The 17133-nt window shown below is 72.6% G+C and carries 19 protein-coding genes and 1 pseudogene; 12 read left to right on the top strand and 8 right to left on the bottom strand.

Going from position 1 to position 17133, the window contains the following annotated elements; genetic code table 11:
- The first annotated feature begins 68 nt into the window (after positions 1-68).
- The gene (locus ACU6P3_RS31145) at positions 69-716 is read left to right on the top strand and encodes a DUF305 domain-containing protein (protein WP_447195140.1); all 648 of its coding nucleotides are present in this window, start codon (positions 69-71) and stop codon (positions 714-716) included.
- Between the two features lie 128 nt (positions 717-844).
- Here the strand turns inward: ACU6P3_RS31145 and ACU6P3_RS31140 are convergent, their stop codons facing one another.
- The 6 genes from ACU6P3_RS31140 to ACU6P3_RS31115 all read right to left on the bottom strand — a co-directional run bounded on the left by ACU6P3_RS31140 (position 845) and on the right by ACU6P3_RS31115 (position 7120).
- Positions 845-1720, bottom strand: a complete 876-nt coding sequence (locus tag ACU6P3_RS31140) for a S1 family peptidase (protein ID WP_447195139.1) — start codon at positions 1718-1720, stop codon at positions 845-847.
- 195 nt (positions 1721-1915) lie between these two features.
- Entirely contained in the window at positions 1916-2182 is a 267-nt protein-coding gene (locus ACU6P3_RS31135) for a hypothetical protein (RefSeq protein WP_030740341.1), read from the bottom strand.
- A 46-nt stretch (positions 2183-2228) separates the two neighbouring features.
- On the bottom strand, positions 2229-3659 hold the full coding sequence (gene aspA, locus ACU6P3_RS31130) for an aspartate ammonia-lyase (protein WP_447195138.1): 1431 nt from the start codon (positions 3657-3659) through the stop codon (positions 2229-2231).
- A 67-nt stretch (positions 3660-3726) separates the two neighbouring features.
- Positions 3727-4839, bottom strand: a complete 1113-nt coding sequence (locus ACU6P3_RS31125) for an asparaginase (RefSeq protein ID WP_447195137.1) — start codon at positions 4837-4839, stop codon at positions 3727-3729.
- The gene (locus ACU6P3_RS31120; protein WP_447195136.1) at positions 4836-6386 is read right to left on the bottom strand and encodes an amino acid permease; all 1551 of its coding nucleotides are present in this window, start codon (positions 6384-6386) and stop codon (positions 4836-4838) included. Before ACU6P3_RS31120 ends, ACU6P3_RS31125 begins: the two co-directional genes overlap by 4 nt.
- Positions 6383-7120, bottom strand: coding sequence for a FadR/GntR family transcriptional regulator (locus ACU6P3_RS31115; RefSeq protein WP_447195135.1), 738 nt, complete (start codon positions 7118-7120; stop codon positions 6383-6385). The genes ACU6P3_RS31120 and ACU6P3_RS31115 overlap by 4 nt, the downstream gene beginning before the upstream one ends.
- Before the next feature lie 490 nt (positions 7121-7610).
- Here ACU6P3_RS31115 and ACU6P3_RS31110 point away from each other — a divergent pair, with 490 nt between their 5' ends.
- On the top strand, positions 7611-8336 hold the full coding sequence (locus ACU6P3_RS31110; RefSeq protein ID WP_447198136.1) for a VOC family protein: 726 nt from the start codon (positions 7611-7613) through the stop codon (positions 8334-8336).
- A 146-nt stretch (positions 8337-8482) separates the two neighbouring features.
- Here ACU6P3_RS31110 and ACU6P3_RS31105 read toward each other — a convergent pair whose 3' ends face one another.
- Positions 8483-9667, bottom strand: a complete 1185-nt coding sequence (locus ACU6P3_RS31105) for a zinc-dependent alcohol dehydrogenase (protein ID WP_447195134.1) — start codon at positions 9665-9667, stop codon at positions 8483-8485.
- Between the two features lie 305 nt (positions 9668-9972).
- On the opposite strand from ACU6P3_RS31105, the gene ACU6P3_RS31100 reads away from it, so the two are divergent.
- The 8 genes and pseudogenes from ACU6P3_RS31100 (at position 9973) to ACU6P3_RS31065 (ending at position 14267) form a co-directional block, all read left to right on the top strand.
- Positions 9973-10362 (top strand): gas vesicle protein GvpO, encoded by a 390-nt coding sequence (locus ACU6P3_RS31100; RefSeq protein WP_447195133.1) that lies wholly within the window; start codon positions 9973-9975, stop codon positions 10360-10362.
- 153 nt (positions 10363-10515) lie between these two features.
- Positions 10516-10953, top strand: coding sequence for a gas vesicle structural protein GvpA (locus tag ACU6P3_RS31095; protein ID WP_447195132.1), 438 nt, complete (start codon positions 10516-10518; stop codon positions 10951-10953).
- Between the two features lie 2 nt (positions 10954-10955).
- Positions 10956-11669 (top strand): GvpL/GvpF family gas vesicle protein, encoded by a 714-nt coding sequence (locus tag ACU6P3_RS31090; RefSeq protein WP_447195131.1) that lies wholly within the window; start codon positions 10956-10958, stop codon positions 11667-11669.
- A 42-nt stretch (positions 11670-11711) separates the two neighbouring features.
- Positions 11712-11966 (top strand): gas vesicle protein GvpG, encoded by a 255-nt coding sequence (locus ACU6P3_RS31085; protein WP_447195130.1) that lies wholly within the window; start codon positions 11712-11714, stop codon positions 11964-11966.
- 58 nt (positions 11967-12024) lie between these two features.
- Positions 12025-12435 (top strand): annotated as a pseudogene (locus ACU6P3_RS31080) (gas vesicle protein); the annotation flags it as partial.
- 239 nt (positions 12436-12674) lie between these two features.
- Positions 12675-13562: a GvpL/GvpF family gas vesicle protein gene (locus ACU6P3_RS31075; protein WP_447195129.1), complete on the top strand. Its 888-nt coding sequence runs from the start codon at positions 12675-12677 to the stop codon at positions 13560-13562.
- Positions 13559-13819 carry a gas vesicle protein gene (locus ACU6P3_RS31070; protein WP_447195128.1) on the top strand — a complete coding sequence of 87 codons (261 nt, stop codon included), beginning with the start codon at positions 13559-13561 and terminating at the stop codon, positions 13817-13819. Before ACU6P3_RS31075 ends, ACU6P3_RS31070 begins: the two co-directional genes overlap by 4 nt.
- A gap of 13 nt (positions 13820-13832) precedes the next feature.
- Positions 13833-14267, top strand: coding sequence for a gas vesicle protein K (locus ACU6P3_RS31065; RefSeq protein WP_447195127.1), 435 nt, complete (start codon positions 13833-13835; stop codon positions 14265-14267).
- A 163-nt stretch (positions 14268-14430) separates the two neighbouring features.
- Here ACU6P3_RS31065 and ACU6P3_RS31060 read toward each other — a convergent pair whose 3' ends face one another.
- Positions 14431-14721, bottom strand: coding sequence for a DUF6296 family protein (locus ACU6P3_RS31060; protein ID WP_447195126.1), 291 nt, complete (start codon positions 14719-14721; stop codon positions 14431-14433).
- A 279-nt stretch (positions 14722-15000) separates the two neighbouring features.
- Here ACU6P3_RS31060 and ACU6P3_RS31055 point away from each other — a divergent pair, with 279 nt between their 5' ends.
- Together ACU6P3_RS31055 and ACU6P3_RS31050 are read left to right on the top strand one after the other, a co-directional pair.
- Positions 15001-15495: an SRPBCC family protein gene (locus ACU6P3_RS31055; RefSeq protein ID WP_447195125.1), complete on the top strand. Its 495-nt coding sequence runs from the start codon at positions 15001-15003 to the stop codon at positions 15493-15495.
- Entirely contained in the window at positions 15492-17123 is a 1632-nt protein-coding gene (locus ACU6P3_RS31050; protein ID WP_447195124.1) for a phytoene desaturase family protein, read from the top strand. The genes ACU6P3_RS31055 and ACU6P3_RS31050 overlap by 4 nt, the downstream gene beginning before the upstream one ends.
- Positions 17124-17133: the final 10 nt, after the last annotated feature.

Raw genomic sequence — 17133 nt, 5'->3', positions numbered from 1 at the left:
CCGTAAGGGGCCGATGGCCGTCCTCGGCATGCCCTCACACTTCCACCACGCACAGGAGTTGCTTTCCCATGACCTCATACCGACGCCCGGTCCGCCGGGCGGCCGTCGCCCTGGCCGTGTCCGGTGCCGCGCTCGTCCTCGCCGCCTGCGGCGGGAGCGACGGCGGCTCGCAAGGTCACTCCTCGGGCCACGCCGGGAGCCCGTCCCCTCGCTCGTCCGCCTCGTCCTCCGCGTCCGACTCGGCGTCCGACTCCGCGCACAACGCCGCCGACGTCTCGTTCGCCCAGGGCATGGTCCCGCACCACCGGCAGGCGGTGGAGATGGCGGATCTCGCCGCCACCCGGGCCTCGTCGGCCGAGGTGAAGAAGCTCGCCGCCGAGATCCGCGAGGCCCAGGACCCGGAGATCCGGACCCTGACGGGCTGGCTGAAGAGCTGGGGCGAGGACGTCCCGGCGGCCGGCGGCGCGATGGACCACTCCGGGCACGACATGGCCGGAATGATGAGCGAGGACGACATGACGGCGCTCGAGAAAGCGTCCGGGCAGGCGTTCGACACCGCATTCCTCGAGATGATGGTCGAGCATCACGAAGGCGCCGTCGAGATGGCCAGGACGGAGAAGTCCAAGGGCTCCCATCCGGGCGCCACGAGCATGGCCGACGACATCATCGCCTCCCAGAGCGCCGAGATCACTCGGATGAACACGCTCCTCGGCTAGTGCCGTAACCTGCCGAGGGCCGGGCGGGCGGCACCGAAATACCCAGCACCTCGGTGCCGCCCCCGACCCAGCGGTGGGACAGGGGCCCGGGAACGCGTGGCACGCCGCGCGTTCCCGGGCCGCGGACGTCAGGGCTTGGGCAGTGTGCAGCCCGGAAGACTCAGGTCGATCCTGTTCCCCGTGGTGACGCACGCGACGATCCCGTACGTCTCCTGGGCGTAGTTGATGCCCGGCCGCACGGTGACGGTGCCGTTCTGGTCGACCTCGCACGGATTGTTGAGCGTGCAGCGGCCGCCGTCCTCGTTGCCGGTGTTGTTGACCGCGACGACCTTGCCGGTGGTGTTGTCGAGCACCGGCGAGCCCGAGGTGCCGCCTATCGTGTCGCACGCGGAGGTGTACCGGACGGAGTCCTTCCAGGTCCAGCTCCCCTCCTTCAGCCGGTAGGCGAAGCCGTCGATGGAGCAGCTGTAGACACGCTTCCAGTAGCCGGAGACGACCTTGATCGCGGTGCCCTGGACGGGGCGGGCTGCGTTCAGTTCCAGCGCCGTGATGCCGTACGAGTTCTGTATCTGCGCGTAGGTGCTGGTGAGTTGGTACAGGGAGATGTCCGTGTCGGTCATCGTCGCGTACGCGATCTTGCTCGCACGCAGGGTGGCGACGCCGGTGCCCGCCGAGTTCAGCAGGGTGAAGCTACGCGTGGAGGCCCGGTCCACGATGACCTGTCCCGCGGCCGGAAAACCGGTCTCCAGACAGTGGCCGTTGGACAGGACGAGGGCGGGGTCGCCCGGCTGCGACCCGGGCGTACGGACCACGGAGCCGGAACAGTTGCTCAGCGCCACCGTGCCGGCGAAGTCGATCGCCCGGACCGTGGGCGCCGGTGCGGTGCTCCGGGCCGGAACATCCGCCGTGGGCGCTCCCGCGTCGTGGCTCGTGGCCGCCGCGGGTGCCGCTCCCGCTCCGAGGAGCAGGAGGGCGAGTAACGCGCCCAGGAGAGGCTTTCTCATAGGGGGTCCCCTCTGTGACCGAGATTCTCGGTTTGTCATGGGCATTGTTGACGTACGGGCTGCGCCGGGCAACCACGCGTCACCAGGGGACCCTTGCCCCCGCGGGGGCCGACGACGACATGAGGGTGGGCGGTGCCGGCCGGCACCGCCCACCCTCATGTCGTCGTTCTCCGTGACCCGGGCCGGCTGGGGTCCTTACTGGACCAGGTCGTTGCCGGCCTTCACCGCGTCGGACCCGGCCTGTACGACGCCCTTCACGGCGCCCACCTTCTTCTGGACCTTGTCGCCGAGGAGCTGTTCCGCGACGGGCTTGGCCCGTTCGCCGACCGTCGCCGCCGTGCGGGCCGTACCGCTCAGGGTGCCACCGAGGTCGAGCGCCTGGGCGGCCTGGGCGGAGGGAGCGACGGCGGCGAGGAGGGCGGAGCCCGCCGCGGCGGTGGTGAGGATGCGATACAGGTTCATGGTCGGTGTAACGCGTGAACGCGGGTGAGGACACGCGACAGCCTTCTCAGCTCTCCACCGGCCGGCCGTCCGCGCGGATCGCCGTGCCCGCGATCACCTCCGGACGCAGCAGCGCGGCCAGCCGGTCGGCCGGGAGCAGTCCGCGTTCCAGCACCAGTTCGGCCACCCCGCGTCCGGTGGCGAGGGCTTCCTTGGCTATGGCGGTCGCGGCGGTGTACCCGATGTGCGGGTTGAGCGCGGTGACCAGCCCGATGGAGTTCTCCACCGTCGCACGCAGGGTGTCGGTGTTGGCGGTGATGCCCGCGACACACCGCTCGGCCAGGGTGCGGCAGGCCGCTCCCAGGTGGGTGATGCTCTCCGACAGCGAGTGCAGGATGACCGGTTCGAAGGCGTTGAGCTGCAACTGACCCGCCTCGGCGGCCATGGTGATGGTGACGTCGTTGCCGATCACCTCGAAGGCGACCTGGTTGACGACCTCGGGGATCACCGGGTTGACCTTGCCCGGCATGATGCTCGAACCCGCCTGAACGGGCGGCAGGTTGATCTCCGCGAGGCCGGCCCGCGGGCCGGAGGAGAGCAGGCGCAGGTCGTTGCAGCTCTTGGAGAGCTTGACGGCGATGCGCTTGAGCACGCCGGACAGGTGGACGAAGGCACCGCAGTCCTGGGTGGCCTCGACCAGGTTGGCCGCGGTGACCAGGGGCAGGCCGGTGAGGTCCGCGAGGTGCCGGCGGGCCGCCTCGGCGTAACCCGCGGGGGCGTTGAGGCCGGTGCCGATGGCGGTGGCGCCGAGGTTGATCTCGTGGACCAGCAGGACGGCCTCGGCCAGCCGGCTCTGGTCCTCTTCCAGCATCACGGCGTAGGCGGAGAACTCCTGGCCGAGCGTCATGGGAACCGCGTCCTGCAGCTGGGTGCGGCCCATCTTGAGGATGTCCCGGAACTCCTCGGCCTTGGCCGCGAACGCCTCGCGCAGCACGGTCATCGCGTCGAGGAGTTCCCGTACGGCGATGATCGTGGCGACGTTGACGGCGGTCGGGTAGACGTCGTTGGTGGACTGACCGAGGTTGACGTCCTCGTTGGGGTGCAGGTGCCGGTAGTCGCCCTTGTCGTGGCCGAGGAGTTCCAGAGCCCGGTTGGCGATCACCTCGTTGGCGTTCATGTTGGTGGACGTGCCGGCACCGCCCTGGATCACGTCCACGACGAACTGGTCGTGCAGCCGGCCGTCCTCGCGGATCTCCCGGCAGGCGGCGGCGATCGCGTCGGCCTTCTCGGGCGCGAGCAGACCGAGGTCCTCGTTGGCGCGGGCGGCGGCCTCCTTGACCGCGGCGAGCGCGTTGATCAGATGCGGGTACGCGGAGATCGCCGTACCGGTGATGGGGAAGTTCTCCGAGGCGCGCAGGGTGTGGACGCCCCAGTACGCGTCGGCGGGTATGTCGCGGTCTCCGAGCAGGTCGTGTTCGCGACGGTGGCCGGCAGTCATGACACAGGTGGTCCTTCGTGAGGGATGAGGAGGGTGTCGTGGGTTGGGGTCGAACGTGAACGGTGGCTCAGGCGGCCGGGTCCGCTTCCGGTCCCCCCTGGGCCGGGTCCCGCGGCGCGGCACCCGGGCCGTCGCCCTGGGCGACGGGCGCGAGTGCGGCGGACTCGACGGCCAGGGCGCCCGCCGCGCGCAGGCTTCCCACTTCCCGGCCGCCCCCGATGACCGGCGCACGGGCGAAGGGCGCGAGCAGCACCGGGTCGACACCGCACCGCAGCAGGGCCGCCGCCGTCACCGGCATCCGGGCCCGGTCGGCGCCGTCGGCGATCTTCACTCCGACGGCCCGCCCGTCCGGCAGGGCCGCGACCTGGACGCCCTCGAAGCCGTCCTTGGCGAGGAGACCGGGCACCGCGCGCATCAGCCGGGCGACATCGCGGGTCGTGCCCGAGACCAGTTCGGGGTGGTCCCGCATCGCCGCCGCGACCCGGCCCTCGTGGCTCTCGGGGGCGCCGGCGGCGATCCGGGCGACGGCGCGGGTGAGGCCGTGCAGGGAGACCGAGAACAGCGGTGCGCCGCAGCCGTCCACCGTCACCCGGGCGATGCCCTGCCCGGTGAGGTCCTCCACGGCCCGGGCGACCGACCGCTGGAGGGGGTGGCCGGGATCGAGGTAGTTCTCCAGCGACCAGCCCCGGGCCCTGGCGGTCATCACCATGGCGGCATGCTTGCCCGAACAGTTCTGGGCGAGTCTGCTCGGGCCCCGGCCGGCGCGCAGCCACGCGTCGCGTACGGCCGGGTCGTACGGCAGGTCGGGGACGTTGCGCAGAGCGTCCTCGGTCAGGCCGGCCGCCTCGAGGATCCGCCGGGCCGTGGCCAGATGCCGCTCCTCGCCGGAGTGGCTGGCGGCGGTCAGGGCGAGGGCCTCCTCGTCCGGCGGCAGCAGACCGGCCCGCAGCAGCGCGACGGCCTGGACCGGCTTGAGCGCGGAGCGTGGGTAGAACGCCGCTTCGATGTCGCCCGCGGCGAGTTCCACCGTTCCGTCCGCCGCCAGTACGACGACCGATCCGTGGTGGACGCCCTCGACGACGCCGCCGCGCACCACATGGGCGAGGGGGACGTGGGCGGGCACCCGGACGGCGGGCGGCGCGGCGGGGGCGTGGTCGTCGGGCGTGAGTGTGTGGTTCATCGTCGCCCTTCGTCGCTGCGCGTGCCGTTGTCGTCGCCGGTGCGGCCGGTGCCGCCGGTGCCATGGGTGCCGTCGCCGCGCGAGACGCCGGAACGCTCGTACGCCGCGGCCTCGCGTACGCTCCCGACCCGGCCCCGTACCAGGAACCAGCCGCCCACCAGCGCCGCCACGATCAGCGGCAGACACAGCACGGTCGTCCGGCCGGCTCCGCCGTCGGCCCACATCAGGACCAGGACGGAGGCGAGGAAGACCAGGGTGACCACCTCGGTGTACGGGGAGCCGGGCAGCCGGTAGCCGGGGCGGACGACCTCGCCCGCCCGGGCCTTCCGCCAGAACAGCAGGTGACAGATCATGATCATCGCCCAGGTGCTCAGGATGCCGATCGCGGCGAAGTTCAGCACGATCTCGAAGGCGTCCTTGGGCACCACGAAGTTGAGTCCGACGCCCAGGACGCAGACGCCCGAGGTGAGCAGGATGCCGCCGTACGGGACCTGGGTGCGGCTCATCACACCGGTGAACGTGGGCGCCGAGCCGGACTTCGCCATGGAACGCAGGATGCGTCCGGTGGAGTAGAGGCCGGAGTTGAGGCTGGACATCGCGGCGGTGAGCACGACGAGGTTCATCACACCGCCGGCCGCCGGCACACCGATGTTGGACAGGACGGTCACGAAGGGGCTCTCGCCGGCGGAGTAGGCGTTCCACGGCAGCAGCATCGTCAGCAGGACGACGGAGCCGACGTAGAACAGGGCCACCCGCCACATGATGGAGTTGATCGCCTTCGGCATGACCTTCTCCGGCTCCGCCGTCTCGCCCGCCGTCACACCGACCAGCTCGACCGAGGCGTACGCGAAGACGACGCCCTGGATGACGAGCAGCATCGGAAGCACGCCGGAGGGGAACATACCGCCGTTGTCGGTGATCAGCGAGGGACCGGGGGTGTGCCCGTCCACCGGTTGCTGCGTGACCAGCAGGAAGATGCCGATCAGCATGAAGGCGACCAGCGCCCCGACCTTGATGATCGCGAACCAGAACTCCAGTTCGCCGAAGAACTTCACGGAGATGAGGTTCACGGTCAGCACGACCGCGAGGGCGATCAGGGCGATCACCCACTGCGGTATGTCGCTGAACATGCCCCAGTAGTGGGTGTAGGTCGCCACCGCCGTGATGTCGGCGATCCCGGTGGTCGCCCAGTTCAGGAAGTACATCCAGCCCGCGACGAACGCGCCCTTCTCGCCGAGGAACTCACGGGCGTAGGAGACGAACGCGCCCGAGGACGGCCGGTGCAGGACGAGTTCGCCGAGCGCGCGCACCACCAGGAAGGCGAACACACCGCACACGGCGTACGCGAGGGCCAGCGAGGGGCCGGCGCCGGCGAGCCGGCCGCCCGCGCCGAGGAAGAGCCCGGTGCCGATCGCACCGCCGATGGCGATCATGTTGACGTGCCGGGACTTCAGGGACTTGCTGTAACCGGCGTCACCGGCGTCGACATGCGGACCGCTCGGCGGCGCCTGTCGCTGTACCTCCTGCTGGAGGGATTGCTCGCTCACGTCTGGGTTTCGCCTTCTTCGGGGGGATCGTTGCGGTGGGGGGACCGCACGATGGTGGTCAGGGTCGACTCGACGCGTGCGAGATGGTGTGTCATCGCTTCCACGGCGTCGTGCTCGGAGCGGTCGACCAGCGCCTCGACGATGAGCCGGTGTTCCTCGTTCGACTGCTCGCGCCGCCCGCCGACGTCGTTGAGGAACGCGGACTGGCGCGCCAGCGCGTCGCGGATCTCCTCTATGACCCGGCGGAAGACGGGGTTCTGGGCGGCCCGGGCGACGGCGAGATGGAAGAGCGTGTCCATCGCGACCCAGGCGGTGGTGTCCGTCTCCCGTTCCATCCGGTCCAGCAGGTGGGTCAGATGGTCCAGGTCCTCGGCCGTGCGGCGCACAGCAGCGTACCCCGCCACCGGGATTTCCACGTGCCGGCGTACTTCCAGCAGGTCGCTCGCCGCGTAGTCGCCGAAGGTGGGGTCCTCCACCGGGCCGGCGGAGACGACGAAGGTGCCCTTCCCCGTGCGGGAGACGGTGAGCCCCATCGTCTGGAGGGCGCGCAGCGCCTCCCGGAGGACCGGACGGCTCACTGTCAGGCGGCGGCAGAGCTCGGCCTCGGAGGGCAGCTTCTCCCCCACCGCGTACTCGCCCCGCTCGATGGCGGCGCGCAGGTGGCTCAGTACGGCTTCCATCGCGCTGACACGTCGGGGCACATCGCCAGCTGTCTGGCTGTCTGACAGGTTCACCCGGGCATCGTGAAGCGCGCCGAAGACCCCTGTCAAGGTGTGTGACCGGGTCGCCCCTGGTCCCGCCGCGCCGTTCGCGCCCGGCGACGGAGGTCACAGACCCGGTACGACGGCCCGCACCGGCCCGGACGGCGCCACGGCCCGGACGGGCAGGTCCCCGGTGGGTACGGCACCGGCAGCGGAGTTACGGTCGAGGCAGGCACACCGCATCCCGGGCCGGCTCCGCCGTGTCACGGACGGCGCCGGTCCGGCGTGAAGTGGTGTGTGTGGGCACGCGGTGGACGCCTCGGGCGCGCCGGGTACGGGTCCGGCTTCCGGAGCGGGTGGCCGTGCCCGGGGGCCTGCCGACGGCCCCCGGACGCGCCACCGGTACACGTGTGCCGGCACGCGGGAAGGAGAGCTGATTCCGTTGTCCGACACCGAGATTCCCTTGGCTGACCATCCCGAACACATCTCGCCCGAGCACGGCGCTCCGTGCTGGGTCAACCTGATGAGCCGCGATCTCCGGTCGGCTCAGGAGTTCTACGCGGCGGTGCTGGGCTGGCACTTCCGCCCCGCCCTGTTCGGGGAGGAGTTCGCCGTCGCGCTGGACGACGACGGGGAGCCGGTGGCGGGCATCGGGGCGCTGGGGCCCGGCTGGCGGGTGCCGGTGGCCTGGACGCCGTACTTCGCGGTGGACGACGCGGACGAGACCGCGGACCGGGTGCGGGAACGCGGTGGCACCGTCGCGGTGGGGCCCCTCAGGTTCGGCGCCGGGCGCGCCTTGCTCGCCGCCGACCGCGACGGCGCCGTCTTCGGCTGCTGGGAGGGCCGTACGCTCCCCTGGTCCGTGGGCCGGGGAAGCGCACCGGCCGTCCTGGAACTGCGCACCCGCGACGCCTTCGACGCCGCCCTCTTCTACGGCGAGGTGCTCGGCTGGGCGGAGCGCGGGTCGGGCGGGTGCGACGTCGCCTACGAGCACGACCACGTCGTCGTCCGCGACAGCACCCATGTCGTCGCCTCCTTGCGCGGCGGCGCGCTCGAGGCGGCTCCCGACCCCCGGCTGCTGCCGCGGTGGGAGATGCAGGTGCGGGTCCGCGAGGTGGCGGCGGTGGCGGTGGCGGCCGAGTTCGCGGGGGGCGCGGTGGCCCCGCGTCCGCCGGTCGAGGAGAACCTGTGCGGCCGGGCCCTCATCCGGGATCCCGACGGCGCGCAGTTCATCGTCACAGAGGCGTAGCGAGGCGTAGCGCCTGGTGTGCGCGGCCCGCGATCAGGTGGGTGACCGCCCGCGCCCGCTCGACAAGGCCCCGGTACACCTCGTCGCGATGTCACGGCGTCACGGCCTCACGCGGCCGGGGTGTCATACGCAGGGCTCACGCGCCGTCACGGCGTCATGACCGCCTTGACCATGCCGTCCCGCTTGGCCTGGAACGTCCGGTAGGCCTGGGGGGCCTCTTCCAGCGGCAGGGTGTGCGTGGCGAAGTGGTCGACCCCGAGGACGTCCTCCTCGTTCAGCAGCGGCAGGATGTCGTCCACCCACCGCCTGACGTTCGCCTGGCCCATGCGTAGCTGGACCTGTTTGTCGAACAGCGTGAGCATCGGTACGGGGTCGAGAGCGCCTCCGTAGACGCCCGACACGGAGATCGTGCCCCCGCGACGCACGGCGTCGACGGCGAGGTCGAAGGCCACCATGCTGTCCACACCGGCGCGGTCCATCATCTTCGTGCCCAGGGCGTCCGGGAGCAGGCCGGCGAACCGCTGGGCGGCCTTGGCCAGCGGTGCGCCGTGGGCCTCCATGCCGACCGCCTCGATCACCGCGTCCGTGCCCCGGCCGTCGGTGAGCCGGCGGATCTCGTCGGCGACGCCCTTGCCGTGCTCGTTGAGATCGAGTGTGTGGACGCCCCTGGCCCAGGCCCTGGACAGCCTCTCGGGCACGAGGTCGACCCCGATGACCTGGCCCGCGCCCTGGTGGAGGGCTATCCGCGCGGCCATGTCACCGATCGGGCCGAGACCGAGCACGGTGACACTGCCGCCCGGCGGGATGTCGGCGTACGCGACGGCCTGCCAGGCCGTGGGCAGCACGTCGGAGAGATAGAGGTAGCGCTGGTCGGGCGGGCCGTGCTCCACCTTGACGGGCAGGGTGTTGCCGAACGGCACGCGCAGCAACTCCGCCTGTCCGCCGGGGACCTGGCCGTAGAGCTTCGTGTAGCCGAACAGCGAGGCGCCCATGCCGCGCTCCCGGACCTGGGTGGACTCGCACTGGGACTGGAGTCCCTGGCGGCACATCCAGCAGGTGCCGCAGGAGACGTTGAACGGCACGACGACCCGGTCCCCGACCGACACCGCCGTGACCTCCGGTCCCACCTCCTCGACGACACCCATCGGTTCGTGCCCGAGGATGTCGCCGGGTTCGAGGTACGGCCCGAGCACCTCGTACAGATGCAGATCGGAGCCGCAGAGCCCCGTCGAGGTGATCCGGACGATGATGTCGGTGGGCTGCTCGATCTTCGGGTCGGGGACGGTGTCCACTCGTACGTCGCGCTTGCCGTGCCAGGTCAGAGCCCTCATCACCACTCCTTGACGATCGGCGGTTCGGTGCGCCGCGACCGCGCGCCGGGCGCGGCGGCGACGCTGCCTCCCTTCCCACCATGCGGCAGGTCACGCCCGCCCGCTCAGCGGCGGCGGGGACGACGACGGGGCCTTCCCCGGGCGCCTTGCCGCCTTCCCCGCACCCTTCCCGCGCGCTCCCCTTCGCGTTCCTCGGACGGAAGAGCGAGGGAACAAAACTCCTATACCATGGGATAACGCACGCCAGAATGTGCGTAGAACGCGCTTGGAACAGTGTGTCGTCTCCGAACGCACGGAGAGGGACCATGGCCGTCGAGGACGAACGCGAACGAGGCCGGAGCGCCCGCCGGGACGCCTCCGCCGCGCGGCCGGCAGGTCGCCGTGGCGGCACCGGCCGGGAGGACTCCGAGCACCCCGTGCGGCGCGGGACTCGCCGGGTTTCCGCACCGCAGGCCATGCGGTCCGCGTCCGAGCAGCTCGAGGAGCTGCTGGGGCGGGCCCCGGAGTCGGTCTCGGCCGTGCGGCCCACCGACGAGGGCTGGCAGGCCGATGTCGAGGTCGAGGAACTCTCGCGCGTGCCCGAGACCACCAGCGTGATGGCGAGCTACCGGGTGTCACTGGACGAGGAGGGCGCGCTGATGTCGTACGAGCGGACCCGCCGCTACACCCGGGGACAGATCGACCGGGGTACGTGACCGCGCCCGGCCCGGCGGCCGGGAGCGGGTGGGTGTGCGGGAACCCGCACGCGACGCCCTGTCGGCCCGGTGGGCCGGTCGGGGCGTGCAGGACGCGAGCAAGTGCCGTCTCCTCCCCTCACGTCGGGAGGCGGCCCGGTGGAGGGAGTCACCATGACCGTGGCGCCGCAGAGCGGAACCGGCCCAGCCCTCGGCGGGGGCGGGGCAGGAAACCTGTACGACGTCCTCGAACTGATCCTGGACCGTGGCCTGGTCATCGACGTGTTCGCCCGCGTGTCGCTGGTGGGGATCGAGATCCTCAAGGTGGACGCCCGGGTCGTCGTGGCGAGCGTGGACACGTATCTGCGCTTCGCCGAGGCGTGCAACCGGCTCGACCTCGAATCCGGCCGCAAGGCGCCCTCGCAGCTGACCGACCTCGTCGGAGAGGTGACCGAGGGCGGGGCGCGCGGCAGGAGCAAGGGCGCGATCACCGGGGCCGTCGAGGCCGTGACCGAATCCGTCCGGCGCGGCCACGCGGACGACAAGGACGAGGAGCCCGAGCGACGGCACGAGCGCGCGGCCCGCAGGCCGGTGCGGCACCGGGAGGACTAGCCATGGCCGTGTACGTCTACTCGATCACCGGATCGTCGCACCCACGACGGCTGGAGGGCCTCGGCGGAGTCGGGGACCCGCCCCGGGAGCTGCGTACGGTGGAGGGAGGCTCACTGACCGCGGTGGTCAGCGACGCGCCGGAGCCGCTGCGGCCCAAGCGCCGCGACCTGGCCGCCCATCACGCCGTCCAGGAGCGACTGATGGCCGACGGCGTGGTGCTGCCGCTGCGATTCGGTCTCACGGCGCCGGACGACGAGGCCGTACGGGCCGCGCTGGAAGAGCGCGCCGACGAGTACCGGACCCGGCTGCGGGCGCTGCGGGGCTGTGTGGAGTACCACGTGAAGGCCGCGCAGAAGGAGGAGAGCATGCTGCGCCAGATCCTCCAGCAGTCCGAGGAGGCCCGCAGGCTCAACGAGGAGATCAGGAGCGGAGCGGACCGGCCCGACCTGCCGCTCGCCCTCGGCGAACTGGTCGCGCGGGAGGTCCAGGTCCGGCAGAACGCGCTGGCCACCCGGGTGGTGGAGACCCTGCGCCCCTACGCACGGGAGGAACGCTCCTCCGAGCCCGGCGGCGAGGACTTCGTCAATGTGTCCTTCCTGGTGGACCACACCGACGAGGAGGGCTTCGTCTCCGCGGAGCGCGGCCTCGTCGACGACCTCGGTGACGCCTTCGACGTCCGTGTGCGCGGGCCGCTGCCCGCCTACAGCTTCGTCTGACATGTCCGGCCGACCCGTAGCCCGAGAGCGAGGAGCGTTGTCATGGGTCTGTTCACCCAGCTCGCGACCCTGCCACTGGCGCCGGTGCGCGGCGTCGGCTGGGTGGCGGAGCGCGTGAAGGAAGCCGCCGAGGAGCAGTACTACGACCCCGCACCCGTCGAACAGGAGCTGGCCGAGTTGGAGAAGGCGCTGTTGGCCGGCCGGATCGACGAGGAGACCTTCGACCGGCGCGAGGACGAACTCCTCGACCGGCTGGAGGAGATCAGGGCCCGCGCGCGGCGGATCGGTCCGCGATGACGGGCCGTACGCGGCGAGGTCCTGCCGGAGAGCGAGAACGAGATCGAGGTCGAGGGTCGTGACCGAACCCATCGCCAACAGGTTTGGCTCCGTACCGTCCCGGGCGTCCCCCCAGTACGGCCAGGGCTCCTCGGCCAACCTCGCCGACATCCTCGAGCGGGTCCTCGACAAGGGCATCGTCATCGCGGGCGACATCCAGATCAACCTGCTGGACATCGAGCTGCTCACGATCAAGCTGCGGCTGCTGGTGGCCTCGGTCGACAAGGCCAAGGAGATGGGCATCGACTGGTGGGAGCACGACCCGTCACTGTCCTCGCGGGCCGGTGAGCGTCCGTCGCTCGCCGCGGAGAACAGGCGGCTGCGCGCGGAGGTCGAGGAGTTGCGCGGCGATGCGGCACTGGAGCCGGCCGAGGAGAGGCCGCGGGCGCGGCGCGCGGTACGCGGAAACCACGAGGAACACGAGAATCGCGAGGAGCCCGGGGAGGGTGAGGAGGAGTACGCGGACGAGTACCCGGACGAATACGCGGAGGCCGTCCACGAACCCGCCGCCGATCCCGGACCCGCCGAGGAGCGGGAGGGGACGGAACCTCCTGCGGAAGCGGCGGAGCCGGCCGAGGAGCCGGAGGAGGCCCGCGCCGCGCCCGCCCGTCGGCCCGCGCGCGTGCGGCGGACGGAGCCCGGCCGCCGGCCGGGGAGACGAGGTGAGCGATGACGGAGCAGGTCGTCTACGCGTACGCCGTGGCGCGGGACTCGGCGGAACTGGCGGAGGCGCTCTCCGGCCTGGAGGGCGTGGCACGGTCGCCCGTGCACCTCGTGCGCGGCGGGCAGGGCGGTGAGCTGGTGGCCGCCGTGAGCCCGGTCGACGCGGCGGACTTCGGCGAGGTCCCGCTGCGCCGCCACCTGGAGGACCTCACCTGGCTGGAAACCGTCGCCCGAGCCCATCACGGCGTGATCGAGGCGCTGACGGAGCGCACCACGGTCCTTCCTCTGCGGCTGGCGACCGTCTATCTGGACGACGACCGGGTGCGCGGCATGCTCGACCGGCGGGGGGACGTGTTCGCCGACCGGCTCGCACGTCTGGCCGCGCATGTGGAGTGGGGCGTCAAGCTCTACGTCGAGCCGACGGCCGAGGAACCCCCGCCCGCAGTTCCCGCCTCGGACGACGCCGGCCCCGGACGCTCCTACCTGCGGCGGCGCAGGGCCGAGCGGCACGCGCGCGACGACGTCTACCGTACGGCCCGGAGCGCGGCCGAGTCCGTCGCGGAGGCGGCCCGGCGGTATGCGGTGGAACATGCCCGGCACCGCGTCCAGCAGGGCGAACTGGCCCGCGGCCCCGGCGAGAACGTCACCAACGACGCCTACCTCGTCCCGCTGGAGCGCGGGGAGGAGTTCCGCGCGGAGGTACGGCGCGCGGTCGAGGGGCTGTCCGGGATCCGCGTCGAGGTCACCGGCCCCTGGGCCCCGTACTCCTTCGCCGCTCCGGTGGAAAGGGACGACGAGGGCCGTGAGGGCGCCCCCGGCGAGCCGCCCGACGCCCCCGGCGAGGTGCCCGACGAGAGGCCGGCGCACCGTGGCACGCAGCGGGCGGCGCCATGACCATGAGCACGACGGGCGGAGCGCCCCCCGCGGGCGGCGCGGCACGTGAGGAACCGCTGCCGGACCGCCAAATAGCCCTGATCGACCTGCTGGACCGGCTGCTGAGCGACGGTGTGGTGCTCACCGGCGACGTGGTGCTCTCGCTCGCCGACATCGATCTCGTCCGGGTGTCGCTGCGGGCGCTCGTCGTCGCCATCAGCGAGCGCGCTCCGTCGCCCTGGGCCGCGTCGGCCGCGCCGGAGCGGGACGAGCCGTGACGTGGGGCGAGCCATGAGCGAACCGGACCGCGCACCTGCCGACCGCTTCGACGAGGTCGCCGACGCCGCCGCCCGCGCCTTCCAACTGCTGCCTCCCGGCCCGGAGGACATCACGCCGCGGGGCCGGGAGCGGCCGAGGCCGGCCCGCCGGATCAGCAGCGATCCGGACAGCGTGGAACGGGACCTGGTCAAACTGGTGCTCACGCTCGTCGAACTGCTGCGGCAGCTGATGGAGCGGCAGGCCCTGCACCGCTTCGACGCGGGAGACCTGACGGAGGAGCAGGAGGAGCGCCTGGGCGCCACGCTCATGATCCTCCACGACCGGATGAACGAGCTCTGCGCGCGGTACGACCTGACGTTGGGGGACCTGAATCTGGATCTCGGCCCACTGGGCACCTTGCTGCCGCCCGCCGAACCAGGCACTCCGGGATCCGCCCCGGGAACGTGACCGGGCCCGGGGCGGGAGCGTCACGGCGGGCGGAAAGCGGGTCCGGCACCGCCGTACGGCCGTACCGGACCCCTCACCGCGCTCGTACGCGCACGGCGCCTCGGCCGGCCACGCCGTGCGCGTCGGTCCGGCCGGGCACGCGTTGTGGTCCGGTCCGTCGGGGCTACCGGCCGGCCGGGGGCGGGCCGGAGTCGGCCGGGCCGGCCGGTTCCGGGGCGGGACGCGCCCGCACCGAGACCGCGGGGTCCTGGTGTCCCCCACTGGCGATCATGCGCACCTCGTCCCGGTCACTGATCTCCGCCAGGACGATGCCCGTGTCGTCCGCGTAGAGCGGGTGTCCACCGGGCCCCGAACGGTCCGTACGGCGCACCGCGACGACATCCGTGTCCGACGAACCGGTCCCCGGGGTGCCCGGGTGCGTGAAAACCAGTTCATAGGTGTCGAACCTTCCCATTCCGCCTCCTTGTGAAGAAGCCACCACACACCGCCCTCCCCTCATCATGGCGCATGACACCCCACCGACACGGGTCGGCGACCGGCAGGCGGACGACGAGCCGTCACCGAGCGACCGGGCCAGACAAAAGGTACGTTCATGGAACCGGCCCGTCACCCGCGGCCGTCCTCGATGTCTCCGTGTGGCATCCCCTCGCCCCCGTGTCCCGTGTGGTGCTCTCCCGCCCGGACACACGCGTGAGGTGCCCACCTCTCGTCGCCGATCCGCCGGGGAGAAAACATGGCCGTACGGCATCAGCTCGTCGCACACCGGCCGTCCGCGGTCTGGACGGTGCTGGAGGACCCGTCCCGCTATGCCGACTGGGTGGTCGGCACGTCGGACTCCGACATCGAAGAGGGGTGGTGGCCCAACGTCGGCTCGGCGCTCGCCTACACGGTGCGGGTGGGCCCCGTCACGTTCCGGGGGCGTACGGTCGTCCGGCGGCACGAACCGCCCAGGGCCCTGGAGCTGGAGGCGTACATCGGCCCCCTCGGATCGGCGCGGATCGCCTTCGACATCCGGCCGTGGGGCGAGGAGACGCTGGTCATCGTCGACGAACACCCGCTGCGCGGCTTCGGCGGCTCCGCCCACAACGCCGCCGTCGACGCGGTGCTCCAGCTCCGTCACCGCGGCATGCTCCGCCGGCTCGCGCGCGTGGTGGAGCGGGACGTGCCGGGGGCGCGCGGCTCGTCGGCGGCTCCGGGCGGACGGCGGGGCCGGGCGACGGGCTCATGACCGACGCGGTGGTGATCGGCGCCGGGCCGAACGGCCTGGTCGCGGCGAACGTCCTGGCGGACGCCGGGTGGAGCGTGGAGGTGCTGGAGGCACAGGACGAGCCCGGTGGCGCCGTGCGCAGCGACCGCGGTGTCCACCCGGACTTCGTGAGTGATGTGTTCAGCGCCTTCTACCCGATGGCCGCCGCGTCCCCGGTGCTGGCCCGGCTCGCGCTGGACCGCGAGGGACTGCGCTGGACCCATGCCCCGCGCGTGGTCGCGCACCCCCTGCACGACGGGCGCTGTGCGGTGCTCGACCGCGACCGGCGGGTGACGGCCGCCGGACTGGACGCGTTCGCGCCCGGCGACGGAGCGGCCTGGGAGGACCTGTGCCGGGTCTGGGACCGGCTCCGCGAGGATCTGCTGGGCACGCTCTTCACCCCGTTCCCGCCCCTGCGTGCCGGGGTCCGGCTGGCGGCCCGGTTGCGCGGAGTGGGCGGGCTGCGGCTCGCGCGCAGCATGCTGCTGCCGGTGCGGCGCCTCGCGGAGGAGGAGTTCACGGGCGACGGCGGGCGGCTGCTGCTGGCGGGCAACGCCCTGCACGCCGACCTGGCGCCGGAGTCCGCGTGCAGTGGCGGGTTCGGCTGGCTGATGTCGATGCTTGGGCAGACCTACGGCTTTCCCGTGCCGGTCGGCGGCGCGGGCGAGCTGACGGCTGCTCTGGTGCGCCGGCTGGGCCGGCGCGGGGTCGCCGTGCGCTGCGGGGAACGGGTCACCGAGGTGGTCGTACGGGGTGGCAGGGCGGTGGGCGTCGTCACGGCCTCGGGCGGGGTCGTCGCCGCCCGAAGGGCCGTGCTGGCCGATGTGACGGCCCCGCAGCTGTACCGCGATCTGGTGGGCGAGGACCGGCTGCCGCCACGGCTCCGCGACGATCTGCGCCGGTTCCAGTGGGACTGGGGCACCTTCAAGGTCGACTGGGCCCTCGACGGGCCGATCCCCTGGACCGCGCCGGGGGCCGCGTCGGCGGGCACCGTCCACCTGGCCGACGGGATGGACGCGCTCACCCGGTTCGCGGCGCAACTGGCCATGAGCCGGATCCCGGACCACCCCTTCGCCCTGCTCGGGCAGATGACGACCACCGACGCGACGCGCTCCCCGGCCGGTACGGAGTCGGCGTGGGCCTACACCCACGTACCGCACCGGGTACGGGGGGACGCCGGGCCGGACGCGCTCACGGGCCGCTGGGACCACCGGGAGCAGGAGATCATGGCCGACCGGATCGAGCGGGAGGTCGAGCGGTACGCGCCGGGCTTCCGGCACCGGATCCGGGCGCGCCGCGTCCTCGCCCCGCCCACGCTCCAGGCCGCGGACGGCAATCTGTACGGCGGCGCGATCAACGGCGGTACGACCAGCCTCCACCAGCAGGCCGTGTTCCGGCCGCTGCCCGGCACGGGCCGTCCCGAGACGCCCGTACCCGGCCTGTACCTGGCCTCCTCCTCCGCGCACCCGGGCGGCGCCGTGCACGGGGCACCCGGCGCGAACGCCGCCCGGGCCGCCCTGCGCGCCCACGGCGCCGGCCGCCGGGTCCTGGCCGGCGCCCAGCGCGCGCTCGCCACCCGTGGCCGGGGCGGCGCGCCGGGCGGGCCCTGACCACCGCCAC

The sequence above is a fragment of the Streptomyces hebeiensis genome (genome assembly GCF_052983195.1).
Note: the sequence above shows the minus strand (reverse complement) of the source record. Positions and strands in the feature narration are given on the sequence as shown.

Excerpts from the sequence above, each read along its gene's own strand:
- ACU6P3_RS31125 (WP_447195137.1), bottom strand. The coding sequence starts at position 4,839 with ATGAACCACACACTCACGCCCGACGACCACGCCCCCGCCGCGCCGCCC.
- ACU6P3_RS31105 (WP_447195134.1), bottom strand. The coding sequence starts at position 9,667 with ATGAGGGCTCTGACCTGGCACGGCAAGCGCGACGTACGAGTGGACACC.
- ACU6P3_RS31090 (WP_447195131.1), top strand. The coding sequence starts at position 10,956 with ATGGCCGTGTACGTCTACTCGATCACCGGATCGTCGCACCCACGACGG.
- ACU6P3_RS31100 (WP_447195133.1), top strand. The coding sequence starts at position 9,973 with ATGGCCGTCGAGGACGAACGCGAACGAGGCCGGAGCGCCCGCCGGGAC.
- ACU6P3_RS31095 (WP_447195132.1), top strand. The coding sequence starts at position 10,516 with ATGACCGTGGCGCCGCAGAGCGGAACCGGCCCAGCCCTCGGCGGGGGC.
- ACU6P3_RS31075 (WP_447195129.1), top strand. The coding sequence starts at position 12,675 with ATGACGGAGCAGGTCGTCTACGCGTACGCCGTGGCGCGGGACTCGGCG.
- ACU6P3_RS31145 (WP_447195140.1), top strand. The coding sequence starts at position 69 with ATGACCTCATACCGACGCCCGGTCCGCCGGGCGGCCGTCGCCCTGGCC.
- ACU6P3_RS31065 (WP_447195127.1), top strand. The coding sequence starts at position 13,833 with ATGAGCGAACCGGACCGCGCACCTGCCGACCGCTTCGACGAGGTCGCC.
- aspA (WP_447195138.1), bottom strand. The coding sequence starts at position 3,659 with ATGACTGCCGGCCACCGTCGCGAACACGACCTGCTCGGAGACCGCGAC.
- ACU6P3_RS31060 (WP_447195126.1), bottom strand. The coding sequence starts at position 14,721 with ATGGGAAGGTTCGACACCTATGAACTGGTTTTCACGCACCCGGGCACC.
- ACU6P3_RS31135 (WP_030740341.1), bottom strand. The coding sequence starts at position 2,182 with ATGAACCTGTATCGCATCCTCACCACCGCCGCGGCGGGCTCCGCCCTC.
- ACU6P3_RS31140 (WP_447195139.1), bottom strand. The coding sequence starts at position 1,720 with ATGAGAAAGCCTCTCCTGGGCGCGTTACTCGCCCTCCTGCTCCTCGGA.
- ACU6P3_RS31110 (WP_447198136.1), top strand. The coding sequence starts at position 7,611 with ATGAGCCGCGATCTCCGGTCGGCTCAGGAGTTCTACGCGGCGGTGCTG.
- ACU6P3_RS31070 (WP_447195128.1), top strand. The coding sequence starts at position 13,559 with ATGACCATGAGCACGACGGGCGGAGCGCCCCCCGCGGGCGGCGCGGCA.
- ACU6P3_RS31050 (WP_447195124.1), top strand. The coding sequence starts at position 15,492 with ATGACCGACGCGGTGGTGATCGGCGCCGGGCCGAACGGCCTGGTCGCG.
- ACU6P3_RS31085 (WP_447195130.1), top strand. The coding sequence starts at position 11,712 with ATGGGTCTGTTCACCCAGCTCGCGACCCTGCCACTGGCGCCGGTGCGC.
- ACU6P3_RS31055 (WP_447195125.1), top strand. The coding sequence starts at position 15,001 with ATGGCCGTACGGCATCAGCTCGTCGCACACCGGCCGTCCGCGGTCTGG.